This window comes from Pirellulales bacterium (assembly GCA_035546535.1).
GTDB lineage: Bacteria > Planctomycetota > Planctomycetia > Pirellulales > JACPPG01 > JACPPG01.
The window spans coordinates 80,809-95,190 of sequence record DASZWQ010000050.1 but is presented as its reverse complement, the minus strand read 5'-3'; the positions used below and the strand labels follow the sequence as shown (position 1 = coordinate 95,190).

16 protein-coding genes are annotated in these 14,382 nt (G+C 62.3%); 6 read left to right on the top strand and 10 right to left on the bottom strand.

Going from position 1 to position 14,382, the window contains the following annotated elements; translation table 11 throughout:
• Positions 1 to 243 precede the first annotated feature (243 nt).
• A complete protein-coding gene (locus VHD36_06330) occupies positions 244 to 1,275 on the bottom strand; it encodes a hypothetical protein (GenBank protein HVU86918.1) in 1,032 nt (343 codons plus the stop codon).
• 367 nt (positions 1,276 to 1,642) lie between these two features.
• On the opposite strand from VHD36_06330, the gene VHD36_06325 reads away from it, so the two are divergent.
• The 3 genes from VHD36_06325 to VHD36_06315 all read left to right on the top strand — a co-directional run bounded on the left by VHD36_06325 (position 1,643) and on the right by VHD36_06315 (position 2,458).
• Positions 1,643 to 1,981, top strand: a complete 339-nt coding sequence (locus VHD36_06325; GenBank protein HVU86917.1) for a hypothetical protein — start codon at positions 1,643 to 1,645, stop codon at positions 1,979 to 1,981.
• A gap of 154 nt (positions 1,982 to 2,135) precedes the next feature.
• Positions 2,136 to 2,339, top strand: a complete 204-nt coding sequence (locus VHD36_06320) for a hypothetical protein (GenBank protein ID HVU86916.1) — start codon at positions 2,136 to 2,138, stop codon at positions 2,337 to 2,339.
• Positions 2,336 to 2,458, top strand: coding sequence for a hypothetical protein (locus VHD36_06315; GenBank protein HVU86915.1), 123 nt, complete (start codon positions 2,336 to 2,338; stop codon positions 2,456 to 2,458). The genes VHD36_06320 and VHD36_06315 overlap by 4 nt, the downstream gene beginning before the upstream one ends.
• A gap of 33 nt (positions 2,459 to 2,491) precedes the next feature.
• Here the strand turns inward: VHD36_06315 and VHD36_06310 are convergent, their stop codons facing one another.
• Both VHD36_06310 and VHD36_06305 read right to left on the bottom strand, forming a co-directional pair.
• Positions 2,492 to 2,782: a hypothetical protein gene (locus tag VHD36_06310; protein ID HVU86914.1), complete on the bottom strand. Its 291-nt coding sequence runs from the start codon at positions 2,780 to 2,782 to the stop codon at positions 2,492 to 2,494.
• A 204-nt stretch (positions 2,783 to 2,986) separates the two neighbouring features.
• Complete coding sequence (locus tag VHD36_06305) at positions 2,987 to 4,381, bottom strand: amidohydrolase family protein (protein ID HVU86913.1); 1,395 nt, start codon at positions 4,379 to 4,381, stop codon at positions 2,987 to 2,989.
• A gap of 214 nt (positions 4,382 to 4,595) precedes the next feature.
• Here VHD36_06305 and VHD36_06300 point away from each other — a divergent pair, with 214 nt between their 5' ends.
• From VHD36_06300 to VHD36_06290, 3 genes are all read left to right on the top strand, one after another.
• A complete protein-coding gene (locus VHD36_06300; protein HVU86912.1) occupies positions 4,596 to 5,600 on the top strand; it encodes a D-cysteine desulfhydrase in 1,005 nt (334 codons plus the stop codon).
• A gap of 104 nt (positions 5,601 to 5,704) precedes the next feature.
• On the top strand, positions 5,705 to 6,589 hold the full coding sequence (locus VHD36_06295) for an SAM-dependent methyltransferase (protein HVU86911.1): 885 nt from the start codon (positions 5,705 to 5,707) through the stop codon (positions 6,587 to 6,589).
• A 131-nt stretch (positions 6,590 to 6,720) separates the two neighbouring features.
• Positions 6,721 to 7,269, top strand: a complete 549-nt coding sequence (locus VHD36_06290; GenBank protein ID HVU86910.1) for a DUF420 domain-containing protein — start codon at positions 6,721 to 6,723, stop codon at positions 7,267 to 7,269.
• A 16-nt stretch (positions 7,270 to 7,285) separates the two neighbouring features.
• Here the strand turns inward: VHD36_06290 and VHD36_06285 are convergent, their stop codons facing one another.
• The 7 genes from VHD36_06285 to VHD36_06255 form a co-directional block, all read right to left on the bottom strand.
• Complete coding sequence (locus tag VHD36_06285; protein HVU86909.1) at positions 7,286 to 7,966, bottom strand: ABC transporter ATP-binding protein; 681 nt, start codon at positions 7,964 to 7,966, stop codon at positions 7,286 to 7,288.
• A gap of 66 nt (positions 7,967 to 8,032) precedes the next feature.
• The gene (locus tag VHD36_06280; protein ID HVU86908.1) at positions 8,033 to 8,497 is read right to left on the bottom strand and encodes a thioesterase family protein; all 465 of its coding nucleotides are present in this window, start codon (positions 8,495 to 8,497) and stop codon (positions 8,033 to 8,035) included.
• Complete coding sequence (locus VHD36_06275) at positions 8,494 to 9,813, bottom strand: glycosyltransferase family 4 protein (GenBank protein HVU86907.1); 1,320 nt, start codon at positions 9,811 to 9,813, stop codon at positions 8,494 to 8,496. The genes VHD36_06280 and VHD36_06275 overlap by 4 nt, the downstream gene beginning before the upstream one ends.
• A gap of 80 nt (positions 9,814 to 9,893) precedes the next feature.
• Positions 9,894 to 10,451: a hypothetical protein gene (locus VHD36_06270; GenBank protein HVU86906.1), complete on the bottom strand. Its 558-nt coding sequence runs from the start codon at positions 10,449 to 10,451 to the stop codon at positions 9,894 to 9,896.
• A 99-nt stretch (positions 10,452 to 10,550) separates the two neighbouring features.
• Positions 10,551 to 11,855 (bottom strand): coproporphyrinogen-III oxidase family protein, encoded by a 1,305-nt coding sequence (locus VHD36_06265; GenBank protein HVU86905.1) that lies wholly within the window; start codon positions 11,853 to 11,855, stop codon positions 10,551 to 10,553.
• 44 nt (positions 11,856 to 11,899) lie between these two features.
• Positions 11,900 to 13,114 carry a PQQ-binding-like beta-propeller repeat protein gene (locus tag VHD36_06260; protein HVU86904.1) on the bottom strand — a complete coding sequence of 405 codons (1,215 nt, stop codon included), beginning with the start codon at positions 13,112 to 13,114 and terminating at the stop codon, positions 11,900 to 11,902.
• Positions 13,115 to 13,138: 24 nt separating this feature from the next.
• Positions 13,139 to 14,287: an iron-containing alcohol dehydrogenase gene (locus VHD36_06255; protein HVU86903.1), complete on the bottom strand. Its 1,149-nt coding sequence runs from the start codon at positions 14,285 to 14,287 to the stop codon at positions 13,139 to 13,141.
• Positions 14,288 to 14,382 lie beyond the last annotated feature (95 nt).

Sequence of the window (14,382 nt, the reverse complement as noted above, 5' to 3'; positions counted from 1 at the left end):
GGGGATTAGTAGCGAGTGGTCGCGCCCGAAGCAAAAGCGCCAACGCCGTCCGGCGGCGGCACACCGGGCGCGGACCGGAAGCTCATTGTACCGCATCGGCGCCATGCAAGGTGAGCGCGCGCCGCGAAGGCTGGATCCAGGCCGAGAAAGGCGGCAGGAACCCCTGTACCTGGTCGTCGATGGTCGAGGGAGCCGCGGCTAGCAGCACGCCTTCTACCGGAGGGCAGGTACGCCGGGGCGCTCTTAGTAGCGCAGGATGAAGTCCGTGTAGACGCGGTTCTTCAGCACGTCCTCGCGCTGTGTCATCGGGTATTCCCAGCCAAAGCCGAGTTCGAAATGGCCGCCAGGCTTCCAGCGGGCTCCGATGACGTTGGTCACCACATTCGAACCGGCAACGCCGCTCGAGGGCAGGTTCAAGATGTCGAGCGTCCCGAACGGAACGCCTATCGGCACGGCGCCACTATCCATGTAGTGGAACCAGTTCACGCCAATGAGCGGATAAATGCCGCCCGGCAAGCGGTAATCCCACTGGTTCGACCAGTACCAGAGCTGCGTGCCCCAGTTGCGATCCTCGGGCAGGCGAAAGCCCGTGCCGCTTAGCCAATGACCGTTGCCGAGGATCTGCTTACCGCCGGTCAAGAACAGGTGAAAATCGCCGTTGCCGAAGTTGGCTAGCGCGCTGGGCGCGCCGGGAATGAAGTACGTCAGCCCGATCGATACCAGAAACTGATTCTGCACGTCGCGGATCAAATTGTATTTGGCGCCGACCGGTGCGGAGAGGAAGCCGACCGGACTGCCACCGCTGTCGGCCTGGTTGACGGTGAAGTAAGCGAGGCGCGGAGCGATAATGCTCCAGCGATCCGTGACCCGGCCGCGGAACTGGCCGGCCCAGATTTGTGCATCCCCGCCGCCGACCTGCCCCGCCGGCAAAGCGTTATCGATAAAGATTCCGCGGAACTCCGTGAGCGAGCGCGGATCTTCGAAGAAGAAGGGATTCGAAATCGGACTGATGAAATTGTCGAAGCAATGGTCGCTCGGCAAGAACCCGAGGAAGCGCTTACGATTGTTGAAGGAGTCGCAGCATTCGGCAAAATCGTTCGAGCAGCCGCACGAGTCACAGATTGCCTGCTCGCAACAGCCGGTCGAATCGCACGAGTCGCTATCGCCTGCGGACGCGTCCTCGGCGATCGCACTGTTGTCGATCGCCCCGTTTCCAGCCGCCGCGTTCGCGATCGCAAGATTGTCCACGACGTCCGCGGCAAGATTAGTGCTCAATCCCAAGATCGAGGCCACCAAAATCACAATCGACCACCGGCACATTTTTCCGAGCCCTTGATTTGCCATATTTGCCATATACACACTAGTCTTTGCCTATCGGCCGATTTTTGACCACGATTCAAGCAAGGCACCAAATTTGGGTGATAGCAGGGCGAGTGCGGTGAGTAAGTCCTTAAGTGGGCATGCTCGAACGATAAAGCCAGCGCTCAGCGAAGAGTTTGCCGCTGCCATGACGGGGCGCTCAAGTTTCGCGGCACGGCGACGTTCGTGTGACAGGCGACGGGGCTACCGAGGGCCGATTTACATACGCGGTAAAATGCCGCTAGCGCGCGACGCCGCTCGCCGACCAACACAAGGGAATTCGATGACAGCCGATCAATTTCGCCGCTTGACGCTTACGCTGCCCGAAACGTGCGCGGGCGCGCACCAAGGCCACGAGGATCTGCGCGTCGCCGGAAAAATCTTTGCCACACTCGGCTACCCTGACGCGCATTGGGGAATGGTCAAACTGACGCCGAAGCAGCAGACGTACTTCGTCGCTTTGAATGCGGACGTGTTTGTGCCTGTCAAAGGTGCGTGGGGCCGGAAGGGGAGCACCAATGTGCTGCTGAAGAAAGCCACCAAGGCCACGCTCCTTCCCGCGCTCGTTGCGGCCTGGGCCAACAGGGCTCCGAAAAAGCTTCTCGAAGCGCTCGACGCGTAACAATCTGCGGAGACACAGTGGATTTGCCGCCGAAATCCTTGCTGCGCTCGCACGGTTCTATCGTATTTGCCGATTGTCCAAAGCCGAGATTGCGCGGGCATGATATGCTTGCGTAGAGATATCAGGGGCAATTGAGACAGCGAGCTCAATTGCGATGAATGCCAAGTTTTTGGGTGGTAGTCTGAAGTTCAAAGTTCCGCACACGGCTGAAAACGCCGCGCTGCTGGCATTTCGATCGGGCAAGATGAACGAATTGCTGCCGCCCGGTGCCATGGTGGCGGACGTGCGCATCGCGCCGAACGAATCCGCTACGGCCGCGGAAGTGACCATTCTGGTCGAGCTCAAGCACAAACCATGAAGCCGGCCGGACATATCGCGGCGCGGATCATCTGCGGCACGCTAGGAATGGGCGCCGTTCCCGCGGCGGACGCGAAGAAGTTCGAAGAAACGCCGCGTATCGCGTGCCGCAGCGCCTGAAGCGCACGCGCCAGCACGAGGGGCCGCCCGCCTCTAGCGGTTGTCGACCGTCTCCAGAAGCTGCTGGGCCGCGTAGTCCCAATCGTCCCACGCCGTGCAAATGTCGGCGACCCGCTCCTGCATGGGGACGTGCCAACGACCGGCCGGCTCCATGTGGCAGCGCACGTGAGCCATGATCTCATCGCCGCTGACGGCCGGCCCGCAGTGCGATTCCTGGAACAAGGCGAACAGCTCGCTACGGAACGGCTCGTTGCGCCACAAGAATGTATCGCCGCGGACATCGCAGAAGGCGAGCACGCGGTCGAGAATTTCGATCTTTTGCATGACTGTACCTCCTTGTATTGGATGCCGCTGCCCGCCGTGGCGTCACTGGCGGTATGTCCCTCTGACTTAAGCCTATCTCACGACGGCCTTTGAGCAAAGACCGCAGCTAGCAAATGGCCATTTTTCGGCCAGGCCACTGGTTTGAAGCCCTGTCGTGGCCGTGCTCCGCCAGGTTGCAAAGGCCGCGAAATGGTTGGGGAACGATCAATCGGTCGATCGCCATAATTGCCGGCGCAATTTCGGAAAAAGCTTAAGCGCATTGTCGCGCATCACCTGTCGGCCGATGCGCGCGGCGTGTTCTTCGCGCAGCTCGCCGCGTTCGACTTTTTCAGCGAGCGCTTCGGCCAGGCACTGTCGCGTGAATTCGGTCGCGGCGTAGATCCCCTCGGCCTGCGCGGTGTCGGCGCCCCACATGATCCGATCCGACGGCATGGCCTCGAGCCATTCCTGATAGGCGCGCTTGCCCATCGTATAGCTGAGCGTCGGCAGCCAACACGAATCGATCCACACGTTGCGATACTTCATGCCGATGACGGCTGTCTCGCCGACCCACGGATAGCCCCCGTGAAAGAGGATGAACTTGGTTTGTGGGTTGGCCTGGATCAGGTCCACGAGCAGCATCGGGTTCGAGCCCTGGATGCGCGCTTGCCCGGTGTGAATCTGAAACGGCAGGTCGTACTTGGCGCTGAGCTTGACGATCTGCCAGAACATGAAATCCTCGAAGTCCTTGAATTCGGCGTCCGTCAGTTCGTCGGCCTTGCGGCCAAAGGCCTTCGCCGCGCGCTCCTTGGGCACATCCTCGTAGCGCAGCGTCCGCTGGTAGGCCTGCGTGGATTTCAGGCAAGCCGTATCGGCCGCCACGGCCTGTTGAAAAATCTCTTCGATCGTTGCCAAATAATCATCCAGCGACGCGACCTTTTTGCCTTGCTTCTCCGCGAACGCGTAAGGGCTGTCGTTGGCACTCGTGAATCGGCTGGGGTGCGTTCCGCCGATCATCATCGATACGTTCAAAACGGGCACCGAGAACTTGTACGCCCGGGCGAATTGCAGGCGGTTCCAATAGGGGTCGATGAACATCAGCTCGATATTGGCGCGACGCGTGATGACGTCCAGCAGCCAGGCGTCGTTCTGGTAATTGGCGAAGATCTTGTCGTTCAACGCGCGCGCCTGCTCGTCGGTAATTGTGTCGAAGTCCACACCGTAGAGGTCACGAAAGCCTGGCAGCAGATAGCGATAAAAGCTGGTCGCGCGGGCGTCGTCGAAATCATGCTTCGCGACCTTCCACCAGGCGTCGAACGATTTTCCGGCCGGCCAGGGAGAGAGCCGATTGATGCCAGGGTAGTAACCCCCGGCAAAAATGCTGTGCAGCGTCATGCCCGGTCCGCGGTCGGTCTCGTCTTTATTCGGCAACTGATCGAAGGGGCGCAGGTGGTCGTGCGTGTCGATCGCCGGGACCGCGTCGATCGTGGCCTTGATCCGCGTATACAGGGGCGTTTGTTTGATGTCCGCGGCCGTCGTCCGTTGTGACGCGGCCAGGAACACGCCTATGGCCAGAACGTAGACGCTGACAACAAGCCGCTTACCGAGGGTGCGCTGCATAGCAGAGGCTTCCAGGTGGGGCCGTAGGCAGGGATGAGCGGAGTATAACCGCGGCTGGCGCGGGCTGCTTGCGGAGGCGGCTTCGCCGCGTCCTGGCGGACTCGAGCGCTTCGTGGCCCAGGCGGCCCGATTGTCGGCACGCGGGCGGGCCGGTATATCTGCGGCATGCTTGCCCACGAAAAGGGGGCTCTCGCCCGCGCAAAAGAAGGACCTTATGGACCTGTCGAAAATTCCACGCGTCTCGTTGGCACACTTGCCGACGCCGTTTGCGTCCTTGCCGCGACTTTCGGCGCACCTGGGCGGACCGGCTATCTACATCAAGCGCGATGATGAAACTGGGCTGGCCACCGGCGGCAACAAAGCGCGGAAGCTCGAATTCCTCGTCGCGGACGCCCTGGCCCAGGGCTGCGACACGCTGGTGACCACCGGTGGCCCCCAATCGAACCATGCGCGCCAAACGGCCGCGGCCGCGGCCCGCCTTGGGCTGAAATGCCAGTTGCTGTTGCCGCGGCTCGTCGCCGGACGTTCGCCCGCCTATGAAGAGTCGGGCAACGTGCTGCTTGATCGACTGTTCGGCGCCGACGTGCAGTTTCTCGCCAAAGAGGATTTTAAGCCCGAGACGTTTGACGCCGCGCTCGAGCGCCTGCGTGCCGCGGGCCGAAAGCCGTATTTCATCCCCATCGGCGGATCGACCGCGCTCGGAGCCCTTGGCTACATGGCGGCGGTGCCTGAACTCTTCACCCAGGCGCACGCTTCCGACTGCAACCCCACGGCGATCGTCGTCGCCAGCGGCAGCGGTGGCACGCACGCGGGCATCGTCGCCGGTTTGATCGCGGACGGCCATGCGGTTCCGGTCACCGGGATCTCGGTCTCGGGCGCGGCGGCTGAGCGTACACCGCTCGTGACGCGACTGGCCGTTGACGCACTTGGCTTGGCGGGTCACGCCCTCGATCCGGCGGCGGTTGCGGCGCGCGTTCGTATTCTCGACCAGTACATCGGCGCCGGCTACGGGCAGCCGACACCCGGTATGATCGAAGCCGTACGCCTCGTTGCCGAGTTGGAAGGTATCCTGCTCGACCCTGTCTACACGGGCAAGGCGATGGCGGGTTTGATCGACCTGGTGCGGAAAGGCGGTTTTACTTCGCGCGATACCGTTGTCTTCTGGCACACCGGCGGCTCGGCGGGACTATTCGCGTATCCGGAACTCTTCACTTCGTAGTGGCCAAGATTCTGGCTTCACGAGCGAAGTAGCTGTGAGTCACGCAGAATTCGTAATTCGTCCCGGGCGATTCGCCAGGTGCGCGGAGTCTGAGATCGGCAAGCATGAAGTCCAACCAGGCGAGCAGGACAGCCGAATACATGGCGCTGTTTCGCGCCTTGGAGTCGGGCCGCGCACCGCAGGACCGGCTATTCGATGATCCGTTCGCCTGTGAGTTTCTCAGCCCGAATTTGCGGCGCGTCGTGAGCGCCGCGCGGCTGCCCGTGTTCGGCTCGTGGATTCCATGGCTGATCGATGGGCGCTGGCCAGGCGCGCGAACCTCGGCCGTCGCCCGGACACGCTTCATCGACGATCGCTTGATCGCAGCACTCGATGAGGGCATGAGTCAGGTGGTCATCCTGGGGGCGGGTTTCGATTGCCGCGCGTACCGCTTGCCACAACTTTCTCGAACCCGGGTGTTTGAAGTCGATCATCCGGCGACGCAGCGTGCCAAGCGCGCGTGCCTCGGGCGATGCTTCGATGCGTTGCCCGGTCACGTGCGCTTCGTCGCCGTCGATTTCAACTCGCAAGGCTTGGACGTTCGCCTTGCCGAGGAGGGAGTTTCTGCCGATACCCCTACGTTTTGGATTTGGGAAGGCGTCACGAATTATCTCTCCGGCGAGGCCGTCAGCGCCACGCTCGATTCCATGCGCACGTCGGCGCCGCGGAGCCGCCTGGTTTTCACGTACGTGCATCGCGGCGCTCTGGACGGCGTCGCCGAGTTTCCTGGAAAGGCCGCTTTGCAGAAGACCCTGGCGCAAGCCGGCGAAGTGTGGACCTTCGGTCTCGATCCGGCCGAGTTGCCCGAGTACCTGGCGTCGCGAGGTTTTCATTTGCTCGAAGACGTTGGCTCGGTCGACTATCGCGCCCTCTACTTGCCAGCCGTACCCCGGCTGCTGCGCGGTTACGAGTTCTACCGCATCGCGGTCGCGGAGACGCGCTCTGCTTGAGGATTTCACGTCAGGGAGGTACGCCGTACCGGCGAAAGCCCCCCTATGGTGCTGCGTCTTGTGGCGATAAAATCGCGGCACAACGTCCGCGCCCGGTCGTGGGCAATCCTCTGATTCGAACGACGGATTTCATGGAACACCTCCGTTTCGACGGCTTCTTGGGGACCCGTGCGTCGCTGATGCTCGACGTGGTGTTTCTGGCCATGTTTGCCGTGCTGGTCATCCTGGCGGCCAGCATCTACCTGGTTCGTTACCGCCGTCATTATGTCTGGCACAAGCGCATCCAACTGCTCCTGGGCATCGTGTTACTGGTCACGGTCGCGCTGTTCGAGGCCGACATGCGCATCAACGGCTGGATGGACCGTGCCGCGGCGTCGAAGTTCTACGGACCAATGCAGTCGCCGCCGTGGCTGCTGTCGACCGTGTATTTGAAGTTGCTGCACAGACCCGAAGTGCCGGGCCTGGTCTTCACGTCACTCGCGGTCCACTTGTTTTTCGCCGTGACCACGGCGCTGTTGTGGATTGGCGTGATCGTGCAGGCGCTGCGGCGCTTTCCCAAGCCCCCCGCGCCCAACGATTACAGCCCCCAGCACAAGTTCTGGGCCTGGCTGGCGGCCATCGACATGGGCTTCACGGCGCTTACGGGCTGGATTTTCTACGTGCTGGCGTTCGTGGCGTAGCGGTTCGCAATGCGACTTACAATTCGATCGACTTCAGTCGCCCGTCGTCGAGCTCGTATTTCCGCTCAAAACGCCGCGCCAGTTCCACGCTGTGGGTGACGACGATCAACATCGTCCCCTCTTGGGCTTGCATTTCCAACAGCAGGTCGCCGATCGCCGCCGCCGTGGTGCGGTCAAGGTTTCCGGTCGGCTCGTCGGCCAGCACCAATCGCGGACGGCGCAAAAGCGCCCGGGCCACGGCCGTGCGCTGACGCTCTCCTCCCGATAGCTCGGCGGGCCGATGTTCCAGCCGGTTGCCCAGGCCCACGCGCGCGAGTAGCTCACGGGCCCGCTCGGTCAGTTCGGGCGAAACACCTCCCGTGGCCAGCGCCGGCACCAGCACGTTTTCCAGCACCGTACACTGCGGCAAGAGATGATGATCTTGAAAAACAAAGCCGATGCGCTCGTTACGAAAGGCCGCCAGGCGGGGCTCGTCGAGCGCGAAAGGATTTTCGCCGGCCAGCGTGACCGTTCCACCGGTCGGGCGATCGAGCGTGCCGACAATGTACAGAAACGTGCTCTTGCCTGATCCGCTCGGCCCGACGATCACTGCGCTGTCACCGCCGTTGAGTTCCAAGGAACAGCCCCGCAGCACGACCAGTGGCTCGCCGCGCGTCGGAAAGGAACGAACCAGGTCTTGAACGATCAAGTCGGGCATGAAACGAACAGTCCGGGGCTAGGGCGCGGCGGATAATAACTAACGACGTACACGTGCATGGACTATTTAGCCGCGGCGCTTGCGCCGCGTGCCGCCGGCCAACTTCGCCAGGATCCAATCCGGAATCGGAATCGACCGCGGCGGCGCCTTGGCGTCCAATCGGCAGCAGACCGTGGTGAGTTGGCCCTGGGCGACGGGGCGTTTGTCGTGAGAAAAGACGAATCCGTAGGTCATACTCTTCTCGCCCTGGCGCACGACCTGCACTTCGACGTCCAGCACGTCCTCGAATTGCACGGCGCCACGATAGTCGCAACTGGCGCTGACGCGCGGCCAACTGATGGTGCCCTCTTCGTCGTGCGTGATGACGCTCAGACCTAGGTGGCGCAGAAATTCGTGCTCGACCTGCTCCATGTAATTGAAGAAGGCCGAGAAGTGCATGATGCCCGCGGCGTCGGTATCGCGGAATTCGACGCGCCGCGAAGTTTGATAGGTCAGCGGTCCGGCGGGCGGGCGTTTCGTCGATCGGCTCACGTCAGCATTGCCCTTTCGGGTACGGAAGTGCGCACCAGGCTGCGGTATAAATCCAGGGTGCGGCGGGCCATCACGTCGTCGGTATAACGATCGCGAATCGCCTGCTGCGCCGCAAGCCCCTGGCGCGCCGCCGCCGCCGGATCGAGGATCATCTGCCGCAGCGCCGTGGCCAAGGCTCGCGGGTTTTCGGGCTCGTGCAGAATGCCGCCGCCTGTGTCCTCGATCAACTCCGGGAAAGTACCATGCGCGGGCAGGACGACCGGCACGGCGTTGGCCCAGGCTTCGAGAATGCTCAGGCCCTTGCTCTCGTGATAGACCGTGGGCACGCTCATTACGTCCAGCGACGAGAGAAAATCGATCTTGCCCGCGCGATCGAGCTCGCCAACATATTCAAAGCGGTCGTGCAAGTTGGCGGCCCGCAATCTGGCCTGCAAGCGTTCCAGGTACGGCCGATCGGCCTGGCCCATATAGCCCGCCGCGCGCAGGACAACGGGCGGCAGATCGCCGTCTTGCGCCAAGAGTGCGAACGCATCGACCAAATGATGCAGTCCCTTGTCCTCGCAAATCCGCGCGAAGTATCCGATACGAAATTCGCGCTGATTTTCCGCGCGGGACCGTGTGCCGTGTCCGGTGAGATTCAATCCGTGTGGGATGATGTGGATCTTCTCGCGCTCGATTCCCGCGTAGTCGACCATGAAGTCGGCATAGTATCGGTTGAGCGCGACGAAGGCCGTTACGTCCTGCACGCGCTCGCGCAGCGCATCCCGCGCTTTTTGATACCAGGGGGCCGATAGCTTTTCGAGAAAAATGTCCTCGCCCGATAGCGTGCAGACGATCGGCACGTTCAACCGGCGGCGAATCTCGCGGGCCATGCCGACCAGCATCGAGTTCGAGAGGTGAACGATGTCGGGCCGCACGTCATGTTCGAGCCAGTAAACGATCTTCTCGACTTCTTTGCGCTGGTTTCCCTCCTCGCCGCGCAACATCGAGACGGTTATATCTCCCAGTTCTTCAGCGGCGGTGCTGATGTTGCGCTTGGCAAGCCAATCAATCAACCGCGGGCGGTCCCACAGCTTGTCGAGCAACCAAGGAGTGCGCCGGAACAGCGCCCATTTCTGCTGCAAGTACACGCTGATGCCGCCGAACATGACGCGCTTCTGGCTGACGTCCGGCTCGTCGGTCCTGATGGGCGTGTAGGTGGGCACGAGCAAAACATCTTCGCCCAGCCGCATCAGCGCCGCGGCCAGGGTATTGTCGTGCAGGCAACTGCCGCAATACATGCCTCCCGCCCCGGCGGCTAGATAGACGATTTTCATACCGCGAATAGCGCGATGTACCAAAGCGCACTCGATGGACTCGGTTGTTCCCGCACGCGCTCGTTGGCTCGCAAGTCGGGCTAGTCGAGCGGCGTGACGATTTCCAACAATTCTACGGCCGGCTCCTCGTTGCACATAATCAGCGCTGTGCGACCGTAGGTGATCTCGCCCGGCGCCATGTCGAAAAGCTGGGCCAACTCCTCGCCCGCGGCCACGCGCCACAGGCTCGCCAGATGCACGCTGCGCAGCACGTTGTTATTGATCAGCACGCGTCCGAGCGGCGTGTCCTCGGCCTCGATCTGCCGGCGCACGGCTGGTTCGAGGTACGCGAAATTCACCCGCATGATGCCATATTGTACGACACGGCCGTCGCTTTGCCGCGACAGCAGGATTTTGCGGGCGTAATGCGAGTCGGTCACCTGGCGATCCAGCACCGCCACGTCTACAGGACTCTTGTGAAACCGCTCGACCGTCACGGTCATATGGGCTTCGTGGGCGAGCAGGCTGGCGTAGCGCGCCGGCATCTCGGCCGGCTGAACAACGTCAAAGGTTCCGAGGATCTGCGGTGACTCATAGAACAGCGCGACGAGCGTCGCCAGATCCGGCGTCAACGGTTGCGGAGCATCGGTTTCCAACACAGTTTCGTCTCGGCGGGGGTTACTCGGGGCAGGGCTCTGGTGGGCGTGCGATGGTTGCAGAGCAGGGGAGTGCAGGGGCGCGCTTGCGCCTGAATAGGTCTACGTGTATCTGACCCCTTGGTGTTCCGGCTCGAAAAACGGCGGCAACAAAGAGTCGACTCGCAGTAGCCCCTCGCGCGACAGAGTCACGCGATCGCCGTCCACGGACAGCCAGCCTTCGTCCTGATAATGCTGCCAGACGTGCCGCCAATCGGCCAGCACGTCGACGCCGAACTTCTTGCGGAAGTAATCCGCGTTGATCTTGCCCGTCTTCAGCTGCAGGATCAACTCGCGCACCAGCAGCTGATGCCGGCTGGGTTTTAGCCCTCGCGATAGCGGCAGCTCGCCCCGTTCGAGCGTGCTCAAGTAGCCATCCCAGTCAGGCAGGTTCTGATAATGAACGCCCGAAGCGTGCCCAAAGCTGGCCACGCCCGTCGCGAGCAGATCGCTGCCGCGCCACAGATTGTCGCGATAGCTGAAATTCACTTTCGACGTGTCGCGCACCATCGTGTAGGCGCTTGATACCGAGTAGCCGGCCGCCGACAGCTCGTCGAACGCATAATCGACCCACGCGCGTTTCGTCGGCCAGTCGGCCACCGGTGTCTCGATCTTGTTGCCCAGGATGTCCTGCGAGTAGACGGTGTTGAAGGGCAACTCCATCTGATAGATCGTGACGCTGTCGGGCCCCAGGTCGATGGTGCGGCGGACGCAGTCTCGCCAGTTGGCCTCGGTCTCGCCGACCATGCCGGCGATCAGATCAATGTTCGTGTTCGGAAAGCCGAGGGCCGTGATCCAGTCCCACGCTTTGTAGACCTCGCCCGACAGGTGGGCGCGGCCGTTTTCTTCCAGCACGGCGTCGCTGAAATTCTCGATGCCCAGGCTGAGCCGCGTGACCCCCAGCTCCTTGAGCGTGGCCAGCTTCGGCTGCGACAGCGTGCCCGGCTCGCACTCGAAGGTGACTTCCTCGGCATGATCCCAATTGATGTTCGCGCGCAACCGGTCCACGAGCGAGGTCAACTGCCGAGCACTTAGGAATGATGGGGTGCCGCCGCCGAAATAAACAAAGCGGAACGGCCGCCCCCCCATGACCGGCAGCCGGCTCACGAGCTCGATCTCACGCGCGAGCGCCGCCACGTACCGCTCGACACCTTCGGCGTTCTTGTCCGTGTAGACGCGGAAGTAGCAGAACTTGCAGCGCTTGCGGCAGAACGGGATGTGCAAGTACAAGCCCAGCGGCACGTCAGCCGGCGGGCTTTCGAGTGCGCGCCGGACGTCGGCCAGCCCGTCGGTCGTCCACTGCGAAAAAGGCGGATAGTTGGCGATGAAGTAACTGCCGACTTCGGTTTTGACCGTTTCGGTAGACATAATCCTCACTACGCTCGGGACGATCTTTCACGGCCTTTCACGTTTTAAGGCGCGGCCGTGCCAAAGCAGAGCACGTCGCCGCCGCCGTTGGCAACCACCATCCGCCCGGATGCCACCGCTGGCGAGCCGACAAAATCCCCGCCTGCTTCATACTCCCATACTTTCTCTCCGCTGGCCAGATTCAACCCGTAGATCCGCCCGTCGCCTGTGCCCACGTAAACGCGGTCTTTCACAATGACGGGGGAGGCGTCGACATTCCGGCGAGTGGGAAACGTCCACAGTTCTTCGCCATCGGCGGCTTTCAGCCCATGAATCATCCGGTCGCGGCCGCCAATGGCTACGACCCCTTGGGCAATTGCCGGTGACGACTGGTAGGGTGATTTCTTTTTCGGGTGCTCGTAGACCCACACCACTTTGGCTTCGCGCCAGTTGACGCAAAACACCCGCGCGCCTTGGGTGGCGAAATAGATCATGTCCCCGCTGGCGGCCGGCGTGACGCCGGTCGGGTCTTGAATATCGACTTGCGCCACGCGCTCGCCCGTCTCGACGTTGATGATGTGCAGAATGCTGTCGCAACCCGCCAGGAAGATGCGATCCTCGACGATCGTCGGCGAACACTGGATCATGTTGTCGATCGAGTATTTCCAGGCCTGCTCGCCCGTCTTGGCATTGAGCGCATAGAGAGAGCCATTCTGCGAACCGATCAGCACGTTGTCTTTGTAGAAGTTCGCGCCGGCGTTGATTTCGGCATCGGTCGACAGGCTCCATTTCTTTTCGCCGGTTGCCGCGTCGAGGCAGACGAACAGCCCTTCGGTGTCGCCCACGAAGACCAACCCATCGCGCACGGCCGCCGGTGCGCGAAATCCCAGCTCGGAGTGATAACTCCATTTCTCGTCACCCGTGGCCAGGTCGAGCGCGTAGAAGTAGCCGTTGAGACCACCGACATAGATGACGCCGTCGACAATCACGGGCGTCGATTCGAACATCCCTTCCTTGAACGACTTCTTCCATACGAGCATCGGGTTCTCGCTCAGGCTGCTTTGGGCGACACCGTCGGACAGCGCGTTGCCGCGGAAGACGGGCCACTCGCCGGTATCCTCTGCAGCCGCTTGTGGCCCGGCGGTGGCGGAGGGTCCCCCGGCTTTGACATCGGAAGTGGATGTCGCTGACGCCGGTTCCGGCTTCGGTGCTTGCGTGGCCGGGGTGCAACCGACGACGAGCATCAAACCCAGCCCGAGCAATGTCGTGCGACTAGCCATCGATTCGCCTTGTTTCCTTCCGACTCAATAAGCGGCCCGGTACAGCTCCAGCAAGTCGCTTTCGGTCACGGTGCGGGGATTAAAACCGCCGGTCCATTCGCGCGTGGCCGCCGTTGCCAGTTCGCTCAAGCGCTCGCGCTCGACGCCGCAATCCGCCAGCCGTTGCGCCAGCCCGGCCTTCGCGACGAATTCGGAAATCGTCTCTGCCAGATCCTCGGCGATCGCGGCCGGGCGCGGCTTACCATTGACAGGCACCGACTCGACCAGCTCGCGGTACCAGCGACTGACTTCTACGGCGTTGAACCGCACAACATGCGGTAGCATGAGCGCGATCGCCTGGCCGTGCGGTACCTGGTACCGAGCGGTCAAGGGATTCGCCAGCGCATGCGTGGCGCCCAGCATCGAGTTTTCGATCGCCAACCCCGCGAAGCACGCACCCAGTTGCATGCCGCCACGCGCTTCCAAATCATCCGGCAGGTCGAGCACCCGCGTGAAGTTCGCCGATAGCAAACGCCACGCCTCTCGGCTAAAAGCGGTCGAGACCGGGTTGCGTCGTTTCGTCACGTATGTTTCGAGAGCATGCGCGATCGCGTCAATGCCGGTCAGTGCCGTCACGCGCCGCGGCTGAGTCACGGTCAGCTCGGGGTCCAAAAGCGCCACGCGACAGGTCGCTTTCTTGTCGCCGCACGCCATTTTGGTGTGCGTCTTGGCGTCGGAGATGAGGGCGAAGGATTGCGTCTCGCTCCCGGTGCCGGCCGTTGTGGGGACGGCGATCATGGGAAGCATGGGGCGCGTCATCTTGCCGGTGCCCCAGTAGTCCTGCATGCGGCCGCCGCCGGAGTAGACGAAGTTGATCCCTTTGGCGCAATCCATCGAGCTGCCACCACCGAGGCCGACGAGCAACTCCGGCTCATAGCGCTTGGCGACCGCCAGGCCGGCCTCGACGTGATCGGTGGTGGGATTCTCGCCGACGTCGCTAAATAAGTGCGTTTCGATGCCGGCCGCTTCGAGAGCCGCGATGCCCCGCGCCGTATGGCCGGCCGCCACGATGCCCGCATCGCTTACGACGAGCGCCCGCCGTGCCCCCAGTTCGCTGGCCAATTCGCCCAACGAGGCGAGCCGCCCGGCGCCGAAGACGATGCGCGTTCGTGGTTGAAAATCAAAAGAGTCCATGCAGGCACAAGCGCTGAACGATGTTGATGAACAATAAGCGGCAGAAGCACGCGCCCTCGGGCAACGCGGCTATTGCGCATCATTCATCATTTTGC

Bases quoted from the DNA above. Each gene is read 5' to 3' on its own strand.
- VHD36_06285 (HVU86909.1), bottom strand. From the start codon at position 7,966: ATGCCCGACTTGATCGTTCAAGACCTGGTTCGTTCCTTTCCGACGCGC.
- VHD36_06320 (HVU86916.1), top strand. From the start codon at position 2,136: ATGAATGCCAAGTTTTTGGGTGGTAGTCTGAAGTTCAAAGTTCCGCAC.
- VHD36_06255 (HVU86903.1), bottom strand. From the start codon at position 14,287: ATGGACTCTTTTGATTTTCAACCACGAACGCGCATCGTCTTCGGCGCC.
- VHD36_06315 (HVU86915.1), top strand. From the start codon at position 2,336: ATGAAGCCGGCCGGACATATCGCGGCGCGGATCATCTGCGGCACGCTA.
- VHD36_06300 (HVU86912.1), top strand. From the start codon at position 4,596: ATGGACCTGTCGAAAATTCCACGCGTCTCGTTGGCACACTTGCCGACG.
- VHD36_06305 (HVU86913.1), bottom strand. From the start codon at position 4,381: ATGCAGCGCACCCTCGGTAAGCGGCTTGTTGTCAGCGTCTACGTTCTG.
- VHD36_06310 (HVU86914.1), bottom strand. From the start codon at position 2,782: ATGCAAAAGATCGAAATTCTCGACCGCGTGCTCGCCTTCTGCGATGTC.
- VHD36_06325 (HVU86917.1), top strand. From the start codon at position 1,643: ATGACAGCCGATCAATTTCGCCGCTTGACGCTTACGCTGCCCGAAACG.
- VHD36_06275 (HVU86907.1), bottom strand. From the start codon at position 9,813: ATGAAAATCGTCTATCTAGCCGCCGGGGCGGGAGGCATGTATTGCGGC.
- VHD36_06295 (HVU86911.1), top strand. From the start codon at position 5,705: ATGAAGTCCAACCAGGCGAGCAGGACAGCCGAATACATGGCGCTGTTT.
- VHD36_06290 (HVU86910.1), top strand. From the start codon at position 6,721: ATGGAACACCTCCGTTTCGACGGCTTCTTGGGGACCCGTGCGTCGCTG.
- VHD36_06260 (HVU86904.1), bottom strand. From the start codon at position 13,114: ATGGCTAGTCGCACGACATTGCTCGGGCTGGGTTTGATGCTCGTCGTC.
- VHD36_06265 (HVU86905.1), bottom strand. From the start codon at position 11,855: ATGTCTACCGAAACGGTCAAAACCGAAGTCGGCAGTTACTTCATCGCC.